This window comes from Flexithrix dorotheae DSM 6795 (genome assembly GCF_000379765.1).
GTDB lineage: Bacteria > Bacteroidota > Bacteroidia > Cytophagales > Flammeovirgaceae > Flexithrix > Flexithrix dorotheae.
Genome location: NZ_KB903441.1, coordinates 38,124 through 61,373, shown reverse-complemented (window position 1 = coordinate 61,373; position 23,250 = coordinate 38,124). Strand labels below are relative to the sequence as shown.

12 protein-coding genes are annotated in these 23,250 nt (G+C 34.2%); 8 read left to right on the top strand and 4 right to left on the bottom strand.

Going from position 1 to position 23,250, the window contains the following annotated elements:
- Positions 1–71: 71 nt before the first annotated feature.
- The 7 genes from A3EM_RS0114565 to A3EM_RS0114530 all read left to right on the top strand — a co-directional run bounded on the left by A3EM_RS0114565 (position 72) and on the right by A3EM_RS0114530 (position 15,230).
- Positions 72–1,196 carry a hypothetical protein gene (locus A3EM_RS0114565; RefSeq protein WP_020528956.1) on the top strand — a complete coding sequence of 375 codons (1,125 nt, stop codon included), beginning with the start codon at positions 72–74 and terminating at the stop codon, positions 1,194–1,196.
- A 76-nt stretch (positions 1,197–1,272) separates the two neighbouring features.
- Complete coding sequence (locus tag A3EM_RS0114560) at positions 1,273–2,112, top strand: glycosyltransferase family 2 protein (protein ID WP_020528955.1); 840 nt, start codon at positions 1,273–1,275, stop codon at positions 2,110–2,112.
- A gap of 293 nt (positions 2,113–2,405) precedes the next feature.
- Positions 2,406–3,758 (top strand): NAD(P)/FAD-dependent oxidoreductase, encoded by a 1,353-nt coding sequence (locus tag A3EM_RS0114555; RefSeq protein WP_020528954.1) that lies wholly within the window; start codon positions 2,406–2,408, stop codon positions 3,756–3,758.
- 21 nt (positions 3,759–3,779) lie between these two features.
- Entirely contained in the window at positions 3,780–4,727 is a 948-nt protein-coding gene (locus A3EM_RS0114550; protein ID WP_020528953.1) for a glycosyltransferase family 2 protein, read from the top strand.
- Between the two features lie 34 nt (positions 4,728–4,761).
- Positions 4,762–5,751, top strand: a complete 990-nt coding sequence (locus A3EM_RS0114545; protein ID WP_020528952.1) for a lysylphosphatidylglycerol synthase transmembrane domain-containing protein — start codon at positions 4,762–4,764, stop codon at positions 5,749–5,751.
- 499 nt (positions 5,752–6,250) lie between these two features.
- Positions 6,251–10,216, top strand: coding sequence for a choice-of-anchor D domain-containing protein (locus A3EM_RS0114535; RefSeq protein ID WP_020528950.1), 3,966 nt, complete (start codon positions 6,251–6,253; stop codon positions 10,214–10,216).
- Between the two features lie 490 nt (positions 10,217–10,706).
- Positions 10,707–15,230 carry a malectin domain-containing carbohydrate-binding protein gene (locus A3EM_RS0114530; RefSeq protein WP_020528949.1) on the top strand — a complete coding sequence of 1,508 codons (4,524 nt, stop codon included), beginning with the start codon at positions 10,707–10,709 and terminating at the stop codon, positions 15,228–15,230.
- 89 nt (positions 15,231–15,319) lie between these two features.
- Here the strand turns inward: A3EM_RS0114530 and A3EM_RS0114525 are convergent, their stop codons facing one another.
- The 4 genes from A3EM_RS0114525 to A3EM_RS0114510 all read right to left on the bottom strand — a co-directional run bounded on the left by A3EM_RS0114525 (position 15,320) and on the right by A3EM_RS0114510 (position 22,077).
- Positions 15,320–17,488 (bottom strand): DUF349 domain-containing protein, encoded by a 2,169-nt coding sequence (locus tag A3EM_RS0114525; RefSeq protein ID WP_020528948.1) that lies wholly within the window; start codon positions 17,486–17,488, stop codon positions 15,320–15,322.
- Between the two features lie 43 nt (positions 17,489–17,531).
- Entirely contained in the window at positions 17,532–18,107 is a 576-nt protein-coding gene (locus A3EM_RS0114520; protein ID WP_020528947.1) for a YqgE/AlgH family protein, read from the bottom strand.
- Positions 18,108–18,450: 343 nt separating this feature from the next.
- Positions 18,451–20,571 (bottom strand): polyphosphate kinase 1, encoded by a 2,121-nt coding sequence (gene ppk1, locus A3EM_RS0114515; protein ID WP_020528946.1) that lies wholly within the window; start codon positions 20,569–20,571, stop codon positions 18,451–18,453.
- Between the two features lie 495 nt (positions 20,572–21,066).
- A complete protein-coding gene (locus A3EM_RS0114510) occupies positions 21,067–22,077 on the bottom strand; it encodes a bestrophin family protein (protein WP_020528945.1) in 1,011 nt (336 codons plus the stop codon).
- A 145-nt stretch (positions 22,078–22,222) separates the two neighbouring features.
- On the opposite strand from A3EM_RS0114510, the gene A3EM_RS0114505 reads away from it, so the two are divergent.
- A complete protein-coding gene (locus A3EM_RS0114505) occupies positions 22,223–23,239 on the top strand; it encodes an aldo/keto reductase (RefSeq protein WP_020528944.1) in 1,017 nt (338 codons plus the stop codon).
- Positions 23,240–23,250: the final 11 nt, after the last annotated feature.

Here is a 23,250-nt window from a genome sequence, read left to right as displayed (position 1 = left end):
GGTACAAAATATAAATTCAAACCAAAGTAATTTTTAACCTTTGAATATCAGGTTAATTTTGATATTATCTTATGCAAAAAAAGAAATTCTTTAGTATTGATTATCACGCAACAATTGCAGAGGACGCAAGAAATATTTTAAAACATATTTATCAGGAAAATGTAGAATTTGAAGATTGGTGTACTTCAGCACATTATTTTATATTTAATAAGGAAAGGAAAAAGCTTGATGTAGATATTTTTCCTTTTATGACAAAGGAAAAAATAAGGGAATTCCATCAAAAGTATGATGCTTATTTAAGTCAGTTTGATGGGTTTATTGTAACACACATAATAGGTTTGACTTTGTTATTTGAAAAGTATGATAAACCGATAATTATTATTAATTCATGTAGATATAATCTTCCCTTTACAGATGTTTACAGTTTAAAATCTCCTAATTTGGAAATGTGGGAAGAATTGAATGATTGTTTGAGAAGGCTACAGAAAAAGGATTTATTGGTAGCTATTTCCAATAATAAAGGAGACCAGGAATATCTTAGGCTTGGTACAGGTATTGAATCAGCCTGGATTCCAAGTCTTTGTAAATATACGGGTGAAGAAAACCAACAGGAAGGTATATTCTATATTTTTCGTAAAAATAATATCGAAATCACTACTTCTGAAAAATTACAATATGTGGATGATTTTCTTATTAAAAAGGGAATCATTCATAAAGTGGTTAAAAAATTTAATGAAAAAGTGTTAGGGGTTAGAACAGAAAGTTATACCTGGAAAGATCTCTATAAGACTTTAGGAATGGTGCATATTCCGTATGAAATCAGCACAATGTCAATCCTTGAACATTATGCTGCAAATGTTCCATTATTTTTACCTAGTAAGAATTATTTAAAAGAGTTGATTAATTCCAATGCTATTCATTTTCAAAGTAGTTATGATCCAGACTCTCATCCTGAAAACCTAGATATAGCACTGAATCATGATAAATGGGTGAACTTTTGGGTTGAAAGAGCTGATTATTATGATGAGGAGAATATGAAGTATATCACTTATTTTAATTCAAGCGATGAAATACATGATGTGTTAAATGAGGTTAATTCACAAGAAATATCCGAAAAAATGAAGGAGTGGAATATTGAAAGAAGTAAAAAAATTATTGATTGTTGGTCAAGTTTAACCTCCAAAATATTCGATTGAAATTAATTGGTCGAAGCTTATAAAGTAATTAAATTAAAGAACTTTTGAATAATATAGCCAAATAGGTTAGATTGAAATGATCTATATAATAATCCCAGTTTTTAATAGAAAACATTTTACCAAAGATTGTTTACTTTCATTAAGGGAACAAACCAATAAAAATTTCAAAATTGTTGTAGTGGACGATGGTTCTACTGATGGTACTTCTGATATGTTGAGAGCAGATTTTTCTGAGGTTGATATTTTATTTGGTGATGGGAATTTATTCTGGACAGCAGCAACAAATTTGGGGATAAAGTATGCTTTGGAAAAAGATGCTAGTCATATTTTAACCTTAAATAATGATGTTATCGCCCTACCTGATTATATAGAAAAAATGATCTATTGGTCAGAAAAATATCCAAATGCATTATTGGGTTCCTTAGCCTTAGAAAAGGGTACTGATAAACCTACATACGGAGGAGAAATTATTAATTGGGCCAATCATACCTATAAATATTTACTTGATCAACTTCCTCAGGAAGAACAAAAGGGTCTCCATAAGGTGACTCACTTTCCTGGTCGTGGACTATTAATTCCTTCTCAAGTTTTTAATAAAATCGGATTGTATGCAGAAAAAGCATTACCCCATTATATGGCTGATCATGATTTTACGCACAAAGCTTTGCGGAATAATTTTGAAATATATTGTAATTTTGATGCCAAACTTTATACCTATCCAGAAGCCAGTGGCGATCATCAAAATCGTAAAAAGAAATCACTGCAAAAATATTATAACCATCTTTTTGATATAAGGGGAGGAGGAAATATTAGAAATTTTATTGTTTATACTTTTAGAAATTGTCCCCCATTGTTTATTCCTTCATTTCTTTCAATTGGGCTTGCAAAAAGAGTCTTTGGGTATTTTTTGAAGTGAAGCTATTTTATCGGTTAATCTTTTAAAAAAATTGTATGACCTTGAATTAATTAATGTAAATTATCTGAAAATATTAAATATTTAAGGAATAATCAGCCTGGAATAGTTTTATTATAAACATATAAAGGTCAAATGTTGGATTGTTAATCATTTCCAATAGTGAATTGAGATATACCTACCCCTTTATTTAAGTAAAATATTAGAAATTATAGGTGTAATTTGAAGCTTTTTCCCAATTTTCAAATAAGGGACCATTTATACTTGATATTATTTAATAATAATTTAATCTTAGTTTGAGCGAAAAGTTAACTATTGTAGGAGGTGGAATCACTGGATTAGTAGCAGGTTATATAGCTGCAAAGTCTGGTAAAAAAGTAAAAATAATTGAAAAAGGGGCTGACTTTGGAGGATTACTTAAAACCTTTCCCATAGGAAATACCAGACTAGAATATTATTACCATCATTTTTTTACCCATGACGTTGAGTTGAAGTGGTTGTTATCTGAATTGGGTCTGGAGGAATGGTTGCAATTTTACGATACTAGAATGGGAGTTTTTAAAAATGGTAAAATTTATGACTTTAATACCCCTATTGATTTATTAAAATTCACACCTTTAAGTTTTTGGGGCAAGTTAAAATTTGGTATTACTAGTCTTTTTTTGGGAAAAATTGCTAGGTGGGAGAATTATGAAAATGTTTCTTCATTAGATTGGTTTTATAGGTGGGCTGGAGAGAATGTTACCAATGCTTTATGGAAGCCACTTCTTGATATTAAATTTGGACCCTTTGCTAAAAGCGTACCTTTGGCCTGGATGGTTGGACGGTTAAGACAAAGGATGAGCTCACGTAATAATGGAGATGAAAAACTAGGTTATTTAACAGGAAGCCTACAAAAATTATTAGATGAGTTATTGAAAGAATTGGGACGTTTAGGAGTAGAATTAATTCAGAATTGTGAAGTTAAAAGTCTAATTATTGAAAAAAACACTTTGCTTGGTTTTGAAACTGACAAAGGGAAATTTTTTGGTGGAGAATTTTTGTTTACAATTCCTACGGTATATTTAAGTAAATTATTAGACGCTCATAATCAACTCTTTCAAGAATCTCTTTCTAAGATAAAATATTTTGGTGCTGTTTGTGTGGTTTTAGAATTAACCGAAAAATTAAGTGAGATTTATTGGCTCAATATTGCAGATCCGGGATTCCCATTTGGAGGAGTAATTGAACATACCAATCTAATTTCTGAAAAATTCTATGGTGGGCGTCATATTGCTTATCTATCAAGGTATTTTTCTCATGATGAAGAATTTGCAGAACTTAATGATGTTCAAATTGAAGAATTGATGATTGGTAACTTAATGAAAGTTTACCCTGACTTTAACGTTGAAAAAATTAAAAAAGCCCATATTTTTAAAACATACACTGCTGCTACTGTGTGTGATCTTAATTTTTCCCAAAAAGTGCCAGATTGTAAAACCCCGATTTTCAACCTCTACCTAGCAAATATGTGTCATGTATATCCAGATGAGAGAAGTGTCAATAATTCGATTAGAGTTGCTGCAGAATCCTGTAAAGTATTGGGAATAGATACCTCCTCCATTCCGAAAAATGTATCACTAGCGGGGAAGTTAGGTTTTAATTCTTAATGTAGAAATATAAATTTGGGCATGATTTCAATTGTAATCCCTATTTTTAATGAAGAAGAAAACATCCCGAGTCTACACAAAAGATTAATTGATGCCAGTAGTCTTTGGAATGATAAATTTGAGATAATTCTTGTGGATGATGGTTCTTGGGATGATTCATTTAAGTTGTTAAAAAAAATAGCTTTTAAAGATCAAAGATTCAAATTAATTAAGTTATCAAGAAACTTTGGACACCAAGCGGCCATATCTTCAGGCCTTAAACATGCAAGTGGGGACGCTATTGTGGTAATGGATGGAGATCTTCAAGACCCTCCTGAAGAACTAGGTAGGTTTTTAGATAAATGGAGAGAAGGTTATCATGTGGTGTATGCGATACGGAAAAATCGTAAAGAAGGAATCATCAAAAAAACTAGTTATTATTTTTTCTATAGGTTTCTGGGAGCTATTAGTAATATCAAGATTCCGATTGATAGTGGTGATTTTTGTGTCATGGATAAAAAAGTTGTTCACGCATTAAATTTTGAATTACCCGAAAACATCAGGTTTATTAGAGGTCTAAGAGCTTATGTAGGTTTTAAACAAATAGGTGTTGCTTATGACAGGGCAGAAAGGAATGCTGGGGAAGTAAAATATACTTTCAAAAAATTAATAAAACTGGCTTTTGATGGGATTTTTGATTTTTCAACTTTCCCACTCAGGTTAGCAACATATCTGGGTTTTTTTATCTCTTTGCCATCTTTTATTATTGGGATTTTGCTTGTTTTCCAAAGAATATTTGACTTTGAGGTGATGGGGTATTCTCCAACAGACACTCCAGGTTACGCTACTATTGGTGTAGGAACATTTTTTATTGGGGGAGTGATTTTGTGTATATTGGGAATAATAGGAGAGTATTTGGGGAGAATTTATATCGAAGTGAAAAGGAGACCTTTATATATTATTGATGAAATAGTAAATAAGGAAGATTAACTTATTTTTGATAAACATACCCATATAGCAATATATGAGAAAAACACTAAAATCGAAGAAATGGGTTGGGTTAATTGGGGTGTTGTGTTCCATTTTTGTAATTTTTCTTATTTTACTAAAAATAGAAGTTAAGGTAACAATTGAAGAACTCTCAAAGCTTAATGTATTCTATTTTATATTTCTTTCGGGTATTTATTTAATGACTTTTTTTTTGAGAGCCTTCAGGTGGAAATTAATGTTGAATAATTCAAATGTTAACTATAGTCTATGTTTAGAAGGAATTGTGATAGGGTTTGCAGGGAATAATGTCATTCCTGCAAGGGGTGGGGAATTACTCCGTATGGAATTTTTTAGTAAAAAAACAGGAATAAATAGGGTTACCACTATTTCTTCGGTTTTTGGAGAAAAAATATTGGATGGAGTCAGTCTAATCTTATTTATGCTACTTGGAATTTACTTAGCAAAGGAAAATTTGCTGGAAGTTTTATGGCTTAGAAAGTTATTCATTTCAATTAATATTATTTTTAGCAGTTTTATAGGCTTAATTTTTATTTCTAAAATTTTTAGAGCCAGAATTGGACTATTTTTTAAAACTCACAGAAGTAAATACCTTAGACTTGTTGGAAATGGATTCCAGAAAATAACCGAAGGACTTGATTTCTTTGAAATCAATTTCAATACATTTCTAATAATGCAAATTGGATTAATTATTTGGTTGTTAGAAGGGAGTATGTTTATGATAGGCTTATATTTTTTAGGCGTTGAAGTAGATTTTTTTCCTGTTGGATTAATTATATTATCAATTGTAAATTTTGGTTTATTAGTGCCTTCCTCTCCTGGATTCATAGGGGTGTTTCAGGCAATGACTATTCTTGGACTGTCAATGTTTGGCGTTTCAAATGAAAGCGCACTCTCTTTAGGTGTTTTAATTCATGCAGCCCAATATATCCCTATAACAATTTGGGGAATAATAATTTTGTTAAAATCTACTGTATTTGTTAATTTACATTCTCACCAGAAATAAATTAACTTCCCTTTTAACTTGACTATTTAAGAAATTCCCACACGGCCTCCGTTATGTAAGAAAATAGGAGCCCTAGTAAATATTTCCCATCCATTTTTAATTGTCATCTCTTAATTACCAGATTTCATACTCTTTTCTATCTAATTTTTAAAAATTAGATGAGTAGTTTATTCCCTTTTTTTCAATTTTTTCTTTATAAAATGGTAAGGAAAGGAATATTTCTAATTTTCACTGAAATTTTAATGGCATGATTTTACAAGAAGGTTGAAAAGCTTATTTAAATGTATTAGAACAAAGGTTTATTAAATAAGTGTTAATAAAAATTAGAATTTAAAAATTCTTATTAACAAATATTAAAATAGAATTTAAAACTGAAACTGAGACCCTTCAATAAAATTAAGTATTAGGGCCTTTTGAAGATAAAAAATTGGATGAGTCCAAAAATTAAGTCAATTCAATACTATCATAATTAAAGAAGTCAATTTTAAATTCAACCAGCATGGATAACAAAACACTGAAGAATTCAATCACCATTTTCTGGCTAATTATTTTTTTATTTTCCTTTACAATATCTGCATTTAGCCAGCAGAGGAAGGGACTTTTTTATACTGAAGAAGAAATCTCAATTTGGAGAGAAAGGGCTGGAATTAGCCCAGGGAAAACCCTTTATAAAACTAAGGGTGATGTAAGTCAGAATAGCCCAGGAGATTGGGATAGAATCTTATCTGATGCTGTAACTGCAATCACATCTCCGGGCAATGATAGGTTTAATAATTACGATACTCATTCTCCAATTGCTGAGCTTTGGAATTCTAAGTGCTGTGGACCATCAAATTCTGGGAGACCAATTTATGGAGATAGCAGGAAAGACGTTGTAGATGACAAGGAGCCTAGGCCACATACGAATGGTGATCATAGTGCAAACAGTGTAATGCATGCAGGTTTTACTCACTTGTTACTTGGTGACAAGGGGACATTAACCGTTGGAGGTAAGTCTTATACAGGAAAAGATTTTGCCAATGCAGTACGGAAAGAACTTCTTCACTATTCATCTGATAAGTATTTAGATTTTTCAAATAGATCGAGATGGGTGGTAGGACCAAAGGGGTTTGCTGATAGAAATCCAGGTTTTTTTATTGCTGAGTGGTGCTCAAAGATGCTTTTTGCATATGACTACACTAAATATTCTGAAGTATACAGTAGTGCAGAAAAAGCAAAAATTGAAAACTGGATAAAAAATGCAGCCATATTTTTTGATGCAGTTTATAATACTAATCTTGACGAGGCTTTTGATGGAGGAAGAAAATATAATAACTATGGATCGGTATCGAACTCTAATCTTCATAAATATGCTAATCACACTTATGATAATGGTGAGCCTATTTATTACTTTTCAACCAACTATAACAATAGAAGAAGTGCTCAGTTTAGGTTTTCATTCCTAGTAGGTTTGTTTTTGAATGAAAAGTACCTAATAGACAACGGAGTGAAGGTATTTAAAGAATGGATTGTATTTGGGACCTTTAAGGATGGTAGCCATGCTGATATGTACAGAGGGGGTGGGGGTAGCAGGGTTAACACAGGAATAAATTATACTTCAGCTTGTGTTGATCACGCAATTTCAATGGCAGATGCTTATGCAAGAAAGTATGATAACAGTTTGTATGATTATGAAACAAATGAAACAGAATTACAAAAGTTTTTCCCTGACTCACAAAAAGGTAAACCTTGGTATAAAAACCTGGCTGTAAATGGAAAGAGTCTGAAAAATGTAATAAACAGCTTTGTAAGGTATTTCGACCAAAGTTATGGTAATTCCAGAACTTGGGGAGGTGTAAAAATTTCTACTAGCAGCAAGGCATATGATACTTGGGTGAGCCAGGCTAATATCTACTATTATGGAAAAGATCCTGAATGGGCAAAAAATGTTAAGTCAATTTATACAAGACAAAAATCAGGAACAATAGCATATCCGTCAAACCCAACAAATGGATCATTTAATGGATGGGGAGGTTGTGCATATGCCTACCCATCTAAATTATTCCTTTTTGGACAAATGGAAGGAAAAGTATGGCCATATAATGATGGTACACCTCAGCCTCCAGTAGAAGAAACTCCTGAAACTCCCGAGACTGAAGACCCTATACCTCCTTTAGTAGAAGTGAAAGGCAGGTTTGAGGCGGAAAGTGATTTTTCTGTGGTAACCAATATTGGAGCAAATGGTGAGGTAAAAATAAGTGATGATTTATCAGGATTGTTAAGTGGACAAAAAGCGGTTCAAATTTTTGACAAAGGAGATAAGGTGAAAATTAATTTTCAAATAGATAAAACGGATACTTATCAAATCAAAGTGAGATTAAGATCTGGAAGCAAATTAAACCCATCAAGCTATTTTTATAATGGGTATAAGTTTTTATTAAATGGGGTTCCGGTTGATTTTGAGGGAGATTTGTCCTCTCTTTCTAATCAAGATAATAAATTCGGAGTTGCCTATTGGGGAACAATGAATTCTGAAGAATTGAAACTAGAGGAAGGAAACAATTCTTTGGAGGTAGAAGCATTGTTTGCCTGGGGATTGGTTGACTACTTGGAGGTTTTTGGAAAGGAAAGTGAAAAAATCGAAAAGATAATAAGTTTAAGTGGGGACTTAAATTTCGGTGAAATTGAAATAGGTAAATCTGTGAGAAAGACCTTCACTATTGAAAATACTGGTACTCATTCTTTAAAGGTTACTGATATTTTTTCAGAATTAAAAGGGATTAAATTTCAGAATTGGAGTGGTTCAATTCATCCTCAAGAAAGTACTTCAATAGAGGTAGAGTTTATACCTGAAGAGGAAATAGAATATTCTGGGAAAATTATTGTAAAATCAGATAAAACTTCGGGAGAAAACGAAATGGTAATTTCAGGGAAAGGACTTAAACCAGAAGAAGAGCATTATTATTCAATGGTTTTTGAAGCGGAAGATAATTATATGATTTCTACTGATGTGGGTAGCAAAGGGGATATCAAGATAAGTGATGATACTTCTAGTTTGCTTGGAGGGGGAAAAGCGGTGCAGGTTTTTGATAAGGGAGATAAAGTGAGAATTAATTTTAATATTCCAGAAGATGGTGAGTACCAAGTAAAAGTGAGAGTAAGGTCTGGGAATAGAGTAGATAAAACTTCATATTGGCCAATTGGGTATAACATCACCCTAAATGGTAACTCTACAAAATTTATAGGTGATTTAGAATCTATTTCCAATGAAGATAATAATTTTGGAATTGCTTATTGGGGAACTATGAGTACAGATTGGGTTTCTCTAAAGAAAGGGAATAACTATATTGAGCTTCAATCCTTAGATTACTGGCAATTAGTGGATTATGTTGAGATTGTTGGGAAAGGAAAAGAAAAGGTAAGTATCGTTATGCAGGATAAATTAGATTTTGGAGAAACTGAAATAGAAAAGTCTGTAAAACAGTTGTTGACAATTGAGAATAATGGAAATGCTACATTGAAAATTGAAAAGTTATTATTTTCAAACCCTGCATTTTCTGGAAATTGGTCTGGAGAAATTTTACCTGGACAGACTAAAGAGGTCGAGGTGTTGTTTATTCCCCAAAGCGAAGGAAAGTTAGAAGCTGAACTGCAGGTATTATCAAATAAAACGGAAGGAAATGCCACTATAAAATTATTGGGAATTGGAACACCACAAGAGGACTTGTACTTATACATAGAAGCAGAAGATGCTTTTGAGTTGGTAACAAATAGTGGTACTAAGGGGGAGGTAAAAGAAACCTCGGAAGAGTCTTCATTTCTTAGCAAATCAAAGGCTGTTCAACTTTATGATGTTGAAGATGAATTAAAAATTCCATTTGAAATTCCCAAGGATGGCCAATACTTAATTAGGGTTAGATTAAGATCTGGAGATATAAGTAATAGTATGATATATTTTCAGAAAGGATATGAATTTAAAGTTAATGGAGAAACCAAACTTTTCGTGGGTGACCAATCTTCAGTTTCAGAATTGGATAATAATTTTGGAAAAAGTTATTGGGGTACTATGGAATCAGAAGCTTTAAGCTTAAGTGGTGGAAAACACCAATTAAATATCAAGTCAAAATTGAACTGGGCCTTGGTAGATTATATTGAGGTAATTGATGTCAATTCTGTTGCAAAAAGGGGAGCAAATAGCTTTGGAGATAGTTCTAGCATTTATGCAGAAAGTTTAGAAGAGACAATTAATGCAACGGTATTCCCAAACCCTGCTGTGGATTTTGTTAATTTCGATGTGGAAATTCTAAATAGTGAAGGTGCAAGCTGGAAAATTCTAAACGCAAGTGGTGAACAAGTATATTCAAAAGAGCTTTCAGAAGGTACTTTTTCAATTAGTGTAAATATGAAGGAGTATGGTCCAGGACTTTATTTTTCAGTTTTTATTTCTAAAAATACAAAAACAGTCAAGAGATTTATTTTAGAATAATAAATAATAGGGTTAAACATTTAATATTAACTTTTGGAAAGTCACTGACTATTATAGTTGGTGGCTTTTTATTTTGACCCCTTTTGATTAAAAAATTCAAATAATCCATGGAAATTTGTTAACCAAGTTAGTATAAATTGTAAACAATTAATTTTAAACTGTTTAAAAGCCTTATAAACCTGAAAAATTAAAAAGAAAATCTAATAATTGAAGAATAGAAAATAGTTTACTTATTTTTGCGAATATTACTATTTGAATATAAACTATTAAAATTCACATAAAATATTTTTTTAGTTTTTCTAATTGGTATGGTTTTTAACAATGATGATTTAGCATGTTTATTGTGAGTAAGCATAAAAATATTTAATGATTGTTAATACTGCTTTATTATTGTTAACAATTATTACCAACTTCACCAGATATCCTCTATTTTTTACGAGACAATTTTTGGTTTTTAGATAAGGATTTTTTTAGAACTAATAATAGTTTGATGCGATTTTTTGTAGATTTCTTTGGATGGACTTATTTTAAGTTTCAAATAGTTTTTATATTTCTTACCTTTTCAAATAATTTATTTGGTCAAAATGGTTTGACCTATTCTCAGGAAGAAATAAAAATTTGGAGAGAAAGAGCAGGTTTAGATCCAGGACAAACTTTATATAATTCTCCTGGTGACGCAGGAATAAATACTCCCGGGGAGTGGGAAAAAATAATTGCTAGTGCAAATAGATGTGTGCAAAATTCTGCAAATGATAGATATACAAATTACTGGAAAGAAGCTTCCTGTGTCCCCAATTTGCACACCTATTCAGACCGTACCATAATTGATAATATGGAACCACGTCCTCAAACTAAAGGAAACCACGGAGCTAATAGTGTTATGGATGCGGGATTTGTCTATTTATTAACAAAGGATAGAAAATATAGTGATCCTGTACGGACTGAATTAATGTGGTATGCAACTAACAAGCAATTAGATTTTTCAAATAGAAATATTTGGTGTACTGGACAAAAAAGTTTTAACGATTTAAATCCAGGTTTTTTTATTGCTGAGTGGTGTACAAAAATGCTTTTAGCCTATGATTATACTAAAGATTCTCCTTCCTTTTCTCAAGGAGATAAAGATACAATTGAAAAGTGGCTTTTGAATGCTGCTATATTCTTTGATGAAGTTTATAGGGCTAATTTAAATTCTGCCTTTCCTGGGAGAGAAAATAATGATTACACTAAGATAAATGCTTATCAGGATAGAAAAAGTGGTGATCAATTATGGGATGGTGGACCGGAAGCTTGGAATTTATCGTTAGTTTATAATAACCGAAGAAGTGCACATTTTAGATTTTCTTTTCTTGCGGGTATATTTTTAAATGATCTTACCCTGATTGACCATGGGAAAAGAGCATTCAAAGAATGGGTCGCATTTGGAACCTTTGGAGATGGCTCCCACTCGGATTTGTACCGCGGTAAATCATCATGGCCTGAGATAGGTTGGACTTATACTTCAGCTTGTGTAGATCATGCTATTTCCATGGCTGATGCATATGCAAGGAAATTTGATAATAGCCTTTACGATTATACTATTGGAGATGAGGATATTAAATTGTTTTTCCCAGATGCAAATAAATCAAAGGGCTGGTATAAGGATTTAGCAGTGAAGGGTAAAGGATTAAAAAAGGCTATTGATGCATTTGTTTTTTTTATAGATGGAACTTATGGAGACTCAAGGAGGAGGGGAGATGAAAATATTGATGGGTTTACAACTAAAAATGGGGGGCGAAACTTTGTTGAGGATGTTTGGGTATCCACAGCAAATGTCTATTATAAAGATTTAAATGTTCAGGCCATTTATACTAGGGCTAAAGAAAAAACCAGAAAATATCCTTCTAATCCGACTAATACTGGTTCTTTTCAGCCTTGGAGTGGAGTTGCGGCAACTATTCCAAGTAAATTATTCATGTACGGTCAAATGGAAGGAAAAGTCTGGCCTTTTAAGGAGGGGAAATTTTCACAAGAAATTACTTTTGATCCAATTCCAACACAGTTGGCTAATGGGGGAACGGTTAAATTAAATGCTGTTTCTTCTTCAGGTCTTCCAGTTACTTTTTCTATTGTTTCAGGGCCTGGAACTCTTTCAGGAAATACTTTTACAATTACTGAACCTGGTAAAGTAGTTATTAAGGCAAATCAAGATGGAGATAAGAATTTTGCTCCAACTTACATAGAACAGACCTTTTATGTGAAAAAAAAAATAACCGTTAAACCAGTAAAAAATCAGTTCATTAAAACAAATGGATCACTTGAAAATCTTGAGGTAGAGGTTGAGTACCTGGGGAGTAACAGCGGAAGTTTAACCCTCCAGGTAACCAGCAAAGATCAAAGTGTAATTTCTGATGAGAAAATTTTAATTTCCGGGAATGGAGTGAAACAGACTTTAAAAATTACTCCTGAAACTGATCAAACTGGTAATATTACCCTTACAATTGTAGCTTCAGATGGAACCGATACTTCCGACCCTGTTAATTTTAATGTTTTTGTAGGTGATGCAGAAACTTCCTACTTAAGACTGGACGCAGGATTGAAATCGGATAGTGTAGAATATGATAACAAATTATTTGTCCCACTACTGCCTTATCTTTCATCTGGTGAGGCCCTCGATTCTGACAATTTTATATCTATCGCTAATACTACTTTTGACGAGTTATATCAAACTGAAACGTGGTGTAGGAGGCAAGAAACAAAATTTTTATTTCCTGTTTTAAATGGGGCCTACACCGTGCATTTGCATTTTGTGGATTGGCATTATGAAAATGAAGGGGATCGAGTTTTTGACCTTTACCTGGAAGGAGAAAAAAAGTTAGATGATTTTGATATTATTAAAGAAGTTGGTAGAAATGCTGCTTTGGTAAAGTCTTTTGATGTGCTTGTGCTGGATGAAAATATGGAGTTGATGATTGACAAAGGTAATGGTTATCCTCAAATCTCAGGAATAGAAATTGTGCCACAAGGCACTCAGGCTCTTTCTGTAGAGAGCCCTGATGCTAAAAACCAGGTGATTACCTTTGCCTCAATTGGTACAAGGTCACTGGAGGAAGGGACCGTGAAGCTTAATGTTAAATCAAGTGCTGGGTTACCAGTAACACTGACTGTTGTTTCGGGGCCGGCTACGCTTAACGGAAATACGCTTACCCTTAACGGATTAGGAGAGGTGACCATTAAAGCCTCTGCTCCGGGTAATGAAAATTACCTTCCCGCTGATGAAGTTATTCAAACATTTAGTATCACCAATAAAGTTGCTCTTAAGCCTATTGGTGACCAGATTTTGGCACAAAATGCTCAGTTTGGTCCAGAAGAGCTAGACCTTGATTATGGAGATAATTTCTCGAAACTTTCCTTTGACATTTTCTCTGAAAATCAGGCGGTAATAAAGGAAGAAGATATCAAAATTGAGTTGGTTGATGGTAAATATATGCTTACCATTGTTCCTGAACAGGGGGCAAAAGGGGTATCAAATATTACCATTACCGTAAAAGAACCCAATGGTGGATCTTCTACGATTAGTTTCAATGTACTTGTTGAAAATTTAAATGTGCCTACGTCCAGTTATAGATTTGATGCTGGCTTAATCTCAGGACAAAGTGAATTTGAAGGAAAAGTGTTTGATCCTTTAATGCCGATGCTCAAGTCTGGAACAGGCTATAATTCTTATGCATATTGGGTGGAGGATATTGATAATACCCAATTCGATGAACTTTATAAGTCAGAAATCTGGTGTGAGCAGGATACTACGATATTATTTAAGTTTCCTGTAGAAAACGGGAAATATACCATGCATTTGCATTTTGCTGATTTGTATTCTTCGGATGAAGGAACTAAGATGGCTAATGTGAAAATTCAAAATAAATTAATTTTACAAAATTTTGATGTGGTAAAGGAAGCTGGTGTTGGAAAAGCTATGGTAAAAAGCTTTAATGTTTCGGTTACCGGAGAAGAAATTAGCCTTGAAATAAAAAGCCTTTTAGGGTATAATCAGATATCTGCAGTTGAAATTCTACCACAGGGCGAAGAGGCATTAAGGCTGTCCAATGTAAATAATAATAATCCTGTATTTGCTGATTTCGAAACATCTTATCAATTAAAGGAAGGTGAAAAAGTGGAAATTTTAATGGAGGCATCTGATCCTGATGGTGATCCAATATCTTTTAAAATGGAAGATATGCCCACATTCGGAACACTTTCCGATTTTAAAAATGGAAGTGCCAAGTTAGTATTAAGTCCAGGTTATAATTCTTCTGGTACTTATGAATTTAATGTTTTGGCTAATGATGATCAGGGGGGGAGTACCCGTATGGCTCTATCTTTGGAGGTGGAAGATCTTCCTTTGGAAATGGCTGTGAAAAGTTTGACCTTAATCAATACGGAAACTGGAGAGGACATTAAGGAAGTTGCCGAAGGTGATACTATTAATATTAAGGAAATAGGCACAAGGAAAATAAGTTTAAGAGCCGATGTAACTTCAGAATCTGTCTCAGAAGTGAGTTTTGTATTTGATAATGAAAACTTTTTAACCAAATCGGCTCCATTTTTACTAAGTGAAGCTGAAAATGATGAGCAATCGCTTTGGGAGCCCAATCCTGGCACTTATGCTTTAAGTGCCACGCCATATTCTCTTAAAGTTACCCCTGAAGGAATAATCAGTAAAGTAGGGGGAATCAGTCATAATCTTAATTTTACCATAGTAGAAGAGGATATTGAGTTTAACTTAGTGGTATACCCAAATCCATTCGAGGATCAGTTGTTCGTAGATTTTGACAAGGCATATAAAGGGGAAATTAAAGTGTTAATTTATGATACCAGTGGCCGAACGCAATATGCAAGTACCACTAATTTTGACGATGCTCAGGGTGGAATAGATTTATATCTTCCAGAAGAAATTTTAAATCCAGGGATGTATATTCTTAAAATTTTCTCGGAGGATCAGACGCTTAACCTGGTAAAAAGGATTGTAAAACATTAATAAGAAATCCTTTAGCAAAAGCCATAAAAAAAGGGGCATGTATTGTTTACATGCCCCTTTTTTTGTCCCTCATCGGATTTCGGATTAATCTAGTTAATCTTTCGTATGAGTTTTAATTGAGCTTTTAAATCGATTAATTTTTTATTCGCCACATCAATTTTCTCGCTAAATTCTTTCTTTAATTTATCAGCCGTTTTCGAATTGGCAAAAAATTGAAGATTGTTTTCCCACAATGCGATATCATTTTCAAGATGTGATATCTTCTTCCTGATTCCCTGCTCCTGTTTCCTCAGCTTGGCCAGAAGGTTTGGCGATTCCTTATAAATATCCACATGTGCTTTTAATTTCAATTCCTCCTTCTTATCATCATCAAGTCCGGGCAGGTTCTGATAGAAAAGATCTATTGCTGAAATAAAAGATTCAAGGATATTATTAATTTCTTTTCTGGGTACATAACCAATGGCCATATACGCTTCTTTTAGGGAATTTAGTTTGTCAAAATCCTCAGAGTTTTGATTGGCCAGTTCTTCTATTTGCTTGCAAATAGCCAATTTCTTCTCAAAATTCTCTACAAACTCTTTCTCCTGTTCCGATCTCTTGTTTCTTTTTCTTTCGAAAAAGTGGTCACAGGCAGCCTTAAATCTGGCGTAAATGCTATCCCGGTGAGCTTCAGGAATTGGGCCTACTTTTCTCCAGTCCTGCTGCAATTTCTTAAGCTTATCTGCTGCATTATTCCAGTCAGTACTGTCTTTAAGCGCTTCAGCCTGTTCACACAAACCCTCTTTTATTTTAAGGTTTTCTTTTCGGGTTTCTTCCAGTTTTTCGAAGAATTTGTTTTTATTGGCAAAAAAGGCCTTGAAATTACCCCAAAACTGTTTGTTAATATCTTTGGCTACTTCCCTTGGTAGTGGTCCTATGGCTTCCCATTCTTCCTGAATGGCCAGTAGTTCTTTCGTTTTTTCATTCCACTCTTTAATTCTGTCTGAATCAAAAGCCAGGAACGGTTCTAATTTTAAACAAAGTTCCTGCTTTAGCTTCATATTCTCCTGAAGCACTTTTTTGTATTCTTCTGCAAACTCCCTTTTCTTGTCGTAGAGTTTGTCAGACGCAGCTTTAAATCTTTCCCAAACCTCTTCCTGCTTTTCTTTTGGAACAGGACCGGTGTGCTTGTATTCATCATGCAACTGATTGAGCTGCTGAATGGCAGAATTTATATTTTCAACTTCCGAAAGTGCCTCAGCCTTTTCGCAAAGTTCAATTTTGGTCTCCAGGTTTTTCTTTCTGTCCAGTTCTTTTAGGTCATATTCTATACTTTTCTGGTCATAGAACATATCCAAAAGGGCGCTGTAAGTTTTATATAGATTTTCTGCTTCAATTTGCGGAACAGAACCGATTTCTTTCCAGGTTTTCTGAATATTTTTAATTTTAGCCATACTACCTGCCTGATCAGTAGCTTCCACTAAAGTTTTTAATTCAGTTATCAGATCCTGTTTGGCCTTCAGGTTATTTTCTCTTTCTTTATTGAGATTGGCGTAATAGGATTTTTTCTTTTGAAGTAAGGCTTTATGATTGTCAAAGAATTCTTTTGCCAAAGGGTCTCCCTTAAATTCAAATCCTTCTTCCTCACCATTATTGGCCTCCTTGTATTTGGCGCGGGCCTCCGCTTCTTCAGTATCTTGCAGTTGTTCAACCTCCACTCTGGCCTTTTTAAATATCTGATCAGCTTTTCTTAAGTCCTCCTCTTTCAGCAAATTTTTACTCAATTGCACGAATTCCTGCATGGAATATTGAGAAAAGTCTTCTTCCACCAACTGATCAAGTTCATCTTCTTCATCCTCCTCAATTTCTTCTTCTTTTTCTTCCGTTACATCACCAGGTTTTTCTTCTGATACCACATTCTGGTCTTGATCCTTGGCTGGATTTTTCCCGGCTATTGGGGCAGGTGTCTCTTCCTCTTTATTCTCTATAGTTGCTTCAGTAGATTCTGCTGCAACATTTTCTTCAGTATCTTCTTCCGCCTTTTTATTAAGTTCTTCGCTTACAGTTTGTTTCTTTATTTCTTCACCAGCAGCTCCCTCTTCACTTTCCTGATTTGAAGTTTTATCGTCCTCCAATCCATCGTTTTTTTCCATAGTTTCTTTATTAACCTGCTCGGAGGCCTTATTAGTTTCTTGATTCATTAGGTTTTCTTCAACCTTACTGTCATTTTCAGCCTTGGTTGGCTGTTGTTCAGGTTTCGGTTCTTTATCTTCAATCATACTCTTCCTGGTTGTATTAGAAAACAAAACTAACAAAATGAATTTAATTTAACCTTGGGTCGGTTGGATAATTTGATAACATCTTATATTTTTCACCCATTTGTCGTAATGTTTTTTGCCATAAATCTTCAGGTGCAATATCAAAAAGGAAATTTAGGGCTATTCTCGAAATTACCCACGAATTCTGGACCAGTTCATCCTTTAATTGCTGCTGGCTCCACCCGCTATAGCCAATAAAAAAGCGGCAGTTGGTACTATCCACCTGACCTGCTAAATTAAGCGATTTCAATTGCTCAAAATTTCCACCCCAGTAAATTCCATCCCTTAAGGGAATGGCATCTTCCAAATCTTTAAACTTATGGATAAAATGCAATGTGTTTTGCTCTACCGGGCCTCCTATAAATACTTCGTTATTGCCATGAAGATGTTCAGATAATTCCTCAATACTTAATAATGCAGGCTTATTAACCACCAAACCAAATGACCCTTCTTCCTGATGTTCACAAAGTAATACTACTGATCTGGAAAAGTTAGGGTCATTTAAAAAAGGCTCTGCAATAAGTACATCCCCTTTATTTAAGTCCTGATTTGCATTTAATTTGGTACCAAATAGCTCCATAATCGAATTATTAAGTCTTTTTGAATTGAAATATGATAATTCCCACTATTAATCGAACTAATAAAAATAGACAAAGTTTTTTCCCTCACCGGATAGCAGCTATTACTATCACTTTTGATTAAGTATAAGGTTAATCAATGGTTTTACAACCATTAAAAGGATGAGCATGCCACGACATTAAACACTCAGAAATGGAGTCCTTAATAAAAGAAAAAATGCCTACTATTCTCTATTGTGGTATTAATCCTGGTAAAAGGAATAGATCTAAATAAGTCCCTTTAATATTGAATAATAAAAAAGCAGCAAAGTCCCCTTTTGCAATATTATGATTACTGGCCTAAAATCAAAATAACTTGGTTTTTTCTACTGCTTCATCTGTAATATTGTAAAATTCTTTGTGAGAATCAAATGCTTTTTTACCTTCCATCTCAACTTTTACATAACTTCCGTCTTCCTGCATAAGATAAGAATTTACATTATCTTTCAAATTAAAATCCAAAATAGTCATTGCCTCTTTTTTGCATCTTTTGTCTACAAATAGGAATAGTGACTCAATTCTCCTGTCAAAACTTCTTACCATGGCATCTGCACTACCACAATAAACAGTAGGATCATCATTATTATGGAAATAGAAAATTCTGGAATGCTCAAGGAAATTTCCCACAATAGAAATAACCGTAATGTTTTCACTAAGGTTTTTCCTCCCGGGCCTGATACAACAAATTCCTCTCACAATTAATTTGATGGGTACTCCTGCTCCCGAAGCCTTGTACAATGCATCAATTATTTTGTCATCCTGAAGTGAATTCATTTTCATGATTATTCCACTTGGAAGACCGGCACTTGCGTTTTTGGCTTCTTTTTCAATGAGGGTTAAGAGCTGCTCTCTCATGTCTGTAGGGGCAGTAAGCAGGTAATCATATTTTCTTGGATGGGAATGACCAGTGATGGCATTGAAAAATTCAGATACATCGTTGGCGTAATATTCTTTTGTAGTGATAAAGCCAATATCGGTATACAGTTTTGAAGTGTCTTCATTGTAATTACCACTACCCATATGCACATACCGGGTTACTTTTTCCCCTTCTTTCCGCACGATTAAAAGCATTTTGGTATGGGTTTTTAAAGTACCAATGCCATGTATTACAAAACAGCCAGCATTTTGTAATTTTTTGGCTTCTCCCATGTTGTTTTCCTCATCGAACCTGGCTTTTATTTCGAATAAGGCCGATACGTGTTTCCCATTTTCTACCGCCTTCAAAAGGGCAGCTGTAATTCTGGAGTCTTTTGCCAATCGGTAAATGGTAATTTTTATGGCCAGTACATTAGGGTCTTCGGCTGCAGTTTCTATTAATTTTAAAAGTGGCTCAATGGAGTTGAATGGATGATGAAGCAAAACATCTCTTTTTTTGAAAGTCTGGAAGATGTTTTCGTTTTGCAAATCCCGCATGGAAAGCGGCTCTACCAATTTTTTTGATGGGGGCAAATTATACTTAAATGCGCTGTGGTTAATAATCTGCCACAAACCGGTCAGGTCAAGAATCTTATTATTCTCAAAAATATTAAAAGTATCAATTTCCCAAATATCCATCAGCCTCCTGATCATCCATTTGGATGCATTGGGCTCGATTTCCAGCCTGACTACCCGGCCGGTTTTCCGGGTTTTAAGTTTCCTTTTTAATTCTTCAATGAAATCCGTTTCAATATCCTCACTTTCTTCCAGTGTAAAATCACCGTTTCTGGTAATTCTCATCAGGTTGGTGGCAATTATTTCCACATTTCGGAATAATTTATGAATATATTCCCTTATGATTTCCTCTATTGGGACAAAAATGATCTCGTTTTCCCTGAAAATCTCGTAAAATCTGGGTAGGTTTTGAGGAATCTGAACAAATGAAATCTTCTTTTGTTCTTTCCCTTCAAACTCATCCATAGTCACAATCCCGAAAAACAACACCTTGTTCATGAGCAATGGAAATGTCCGGTAGTTATCGGAAACCATTGGAGTGAGCATGGGGAAAACCGTCTTTTTAAAATAGGTTGAAACCTCGCTTTTTTCAGAGTCTGATAAGTCTTTTATATTAGCAATGCTAAAGTTTTCATTGGAAAAAAGAGGCGTGAGTTCCTTTGAAAAGATGTTATTTTGTTCGGCAACAAATTCATGTAATCCCTCAAGTAATGTAGCTCTGAAGGGCTCTTCTCTAAGCCCTGAGTAATCAAGTCTTTGCTTTTCGTAGTCAATATAATTGTATAAACTACCCACCCTGATCATGAAAAACTCATCCAGATTTGAAGCAGTAATAGCCAGAAACTTTAGTCTTTCCAACACACCTCTTTCGGGTTTTTTTACCTGGTCGAGCACCCGGTAATTGAATTGTAACCAGCTCAGGTCACGACTTATATAATTACTTTGTTGTATGAGGGATTCAACTTTTTGCCTGAATATGGAATAATTTGTTGTCATATTAATCTGGTGGTTCTAGCTTCTCAATCTCTTTATGGAAACACCCTGTTTTTATTGATAAAATTGGGGCATTTATCCTGGTTCCAAACCAATGGTTAAAGTTAATTAAAGCTGAAAAGATTCCTAATTAAATTGAAGGATAAAAATCAATTTAACAGGAACTTAATTTTAAGCAGGGTTCTGAAAAGAAAGGAGTGATTTTGAGTAAAGGAGGGTAAGCCAATAAGATTAGATGTGGCTAAAGAGCCACATCCAAAATCTTTCTACTAAATTGAAAATGAAAAATCAATTAAGATAATTCACCCCAAGTGAATGGGACTACAAAAGTAGAAAAATAAAGAGGAATTAGTATTACCTTCAGGGTAATTTTATCATTGGCTCACTATTTATAGTTAAGTTTTTGTTGAGCGATTTTCCCTGAAATCATTCAATTTCGATTAAAAAACCATCAATTTATGCATGATTAAGCTTGAAAATTAAGTGGTTTTCTTTCCATTAAAGGAGGACATCATCAATAGGCTGTAACTTTGGGGGAATGTTTTTGGCCCCAATCATTTGTAGCAAATCAATTTCAATTGTCCGGCAAATGGCAGATATGGGTACATCATTTACATAGTTTTCAAATGGATCCTCGCTATTATCTCCCACCGCTTCCATGGTGGAAAATACCCAGGCAATGAGTACGGTAAAAGGGATGGTAAGCCAGACACTGGCCTGACCTTTTATTTCATTAAATTGTTCTACAAGACCAAAAGGCAGCAGGAAAATAAATATCCAGACAAATATTGAACTGAAATAAGCATATTGTCTTGGAAAAGGGGTGTTTTTTATCCGTTCGCATTTGCCCTGAAGGTTATAAAATTCTTCCAGAGATTTCATCATATCAATATGCCTGAAATGGTTAACCAGTCCTTTTTTATTTAATTCATCTAAAATATCGCCCTGCTTTCTGATAATATGAACCGCGGTGTTGGCTTTGTCATTCACCTGTTCGTATTCTCCTTCAGGAAGGAAAAAGGCAATGCAATCTTTACATTCCCGGTCATTTTTCAACCCAAAATCAGGTGTATAAGAAATGTTTTTTCTATCGAAAATAGTGGTATTTCTCAGTTGTATTCTGAGTGAATTTATCCAGGCCAGTTGCCTTCTTACCATTGCTTCTTTAATATTTATCAGTTCTTCATCCGTCATTTTTGAGTCGGGATGATTCTGGATAAAGGAGAGCACCTGATTTCCCCATGTTCGGCTGTAATTCACTATTCCTCCCCAAATTTTTCTCCCTTCCCAAAACCTGTCGTATGACTGGCTGTTTTTAAATCCTAAATAAAATGCCACCGCTATGCCAATGGTAGTGAGTGGCAAAAAAGGAATTCCAATATTGGTCCCTTTCGAAAGAAAATAGATAAATAAAAAGGTGACCAGGGTACTCCAGAAAAGGAATATGATAATGTTTTTCCAGGCAAACCGGACAATTACCTTAAAGCGAATATCTCTTCTTGTATACATGATTAATCTGAGGAGTCAGGTTTAGAGTTTTTTTAAATGTATAAAAAATTGAAGGATGTTTATAAAATATCATCCGAAAATCAATTGCACAAGGCTTCAAAATGCAAGGAAAACCTTTAACTGGATTCAGGAGGGGTAATGTAATATGTTTGTAACTGTAAATCAGGATTTTGGGAATACCACCCAAAAAAAGTTAAAGCTTTTGGAAATGAATGAGTTAAAACCGACCTATAGAAAAGAAATTTATAAATGTGAAGGCTTTGAGAAAGGAAGCCGATTGGTATATGGAGCATCAGGAATTGGTGGCGTTTGGGGAGAGGTAAATGAAACTGAGTCCATTGATTGTTTGCTGTATGCTTTTGAAAATGGAATTTCTTCCATTGATACTTCTCCATCGTATAACCGATCGGAAGAATTTGTAGGCAAAGCCTTAAAACAATGGAAAGGGGGAGTGCCTTTTATTTCCACCAAAGTAGGCAGGCTTCCGGCTATTAAAGCAGATGAGTGTTATGTAGATTATTCTGCGGAAAGCATGAAAAGAAGCCTGATGACCAGTCTTGAAAGGCTGGGGGTAGATCAGGTGGACCTACTTTTTTTACATGAGCCCCATTTGGTTCCGTTGGATCAAATAGAGGCTATTCTGGAAACTTTACAATCCTTTAAGGCGAATGGTTTTACCAAAAGTATTGGAGTAGGGGGCAACCCAACTGATGAATTTCGACCATTCATTACCCATGAAAACTTTGAGGTTGTTTCAGGATTTCTAAAAATGGATGCCTGTAATCTTTCCGGGTTCGAAAAAGATATTCCAAAATTTAAAAAAGAGGGCATTAAATATTACGCAGCTTCAGCCCTCCATATGGGTTTGCTTGGAAATAGATTTGAAAAGCATGTGGCTAATCCGCCAAATACCGAATGGGTAACCCATATGGACATTGCAACCGCAAAAGCAGTTAAAAAAATAGCTGATGAAGCAGGCTTATCAATATCTTCGCTTGCTCAACGCTATCTTTTTTCAATAAATGAAGCGGATAGAATTGTAATGGGAGCCCGAATCCCGCAGCAAATTGCTTCAACAGTAAAAGACTGGAATGCCGGAGGTTTATCAGAAGCCTTATTTAACCAAATTACCGAAACTATTATTTCTACGAGAAATATTTAAAAAAATCACAA

Excerpts from the sequence above, each read along its gene's own strand:
- A3EM_RS0114525 (WP_020528948.1), bottom strand. The coding sequence starts at position 17,488 with ATGATTGAAGATAAAGAACCGAAACCTGAACAACAGCCAACCAAGGCT.
- ppk1 (WP_020528946.1), bottom strand. The coding sequence starts at position 20,571 with ATGACAACAAATTATTCCATATTCAGGCAAAAAGTTGAATCCCTCATA.
- A3EM_RS0114545 (WP_020528952.1), top strand. The coding sequence starts at position 4,762 with ATGAGAAAAACACTAAAATCGAAGAAATGGGTTGGGTTAATTGGGGTG.
- A3EM_RS0114535 (WP_020528950.1), top strand. The coding sequence starts at position 6,251 with ATGGATAACAAAACACTGAAGAATTCAATCACCATTTTCTGGCTAATT.
- A3EM_RS0114510 (WP_020528945.1), bottom strand. The coding sequence starts at position 22,077 with ATGTATACAAGAAGAGATATTCGCTTTAAGGTAATTGTCCGGTTTGCC.
- A3EM_RS0114560 (WP_020528955.1), top strand. The coding sequence starts at position 1,273 with ATGATCTATATAATAATCCCAGTTTTTAATAGAAAACATTTTACCAAA.
- A3EM_RS0114505 (WP_020528944.1), top strand. The coding sequence starts at position 22,223 with ATGTTTGTAACTGTAAATCAGGATTTTGGGAATACCACCCAAAAAAAG.
- A3EM_RS0114520 (WP_020528947.1), bottom strand. The coding sequence starts at position 18,107 with ATGGAGCTATTTGGTACCAAATTAAATGCAAATCAGGACTTAAATAAA.
- A3EM_RS0114550 (WP_020528953.1), top strand. The coding sequence starts at position 3,780 with ATGATTTCAATTGTAATCCCTATTTTTAATGAAGAAGAAAACATCCCG.
- A3EM_RS0114565 (WP_020528956.1), top strand. The coding sequence starts at position 72 with ATGCAAAAAAAGAAATTCTTTAGTATTGATTATCACGCAACAATTGCA.
- A3EM_RS0114530 (WP_020528949.1), top strand. The coding sequence starts at position 10,707 with ATGCGATTTTTTGTAGATTTCTTTGGATGGACTTATTTTAAGTTTCAA.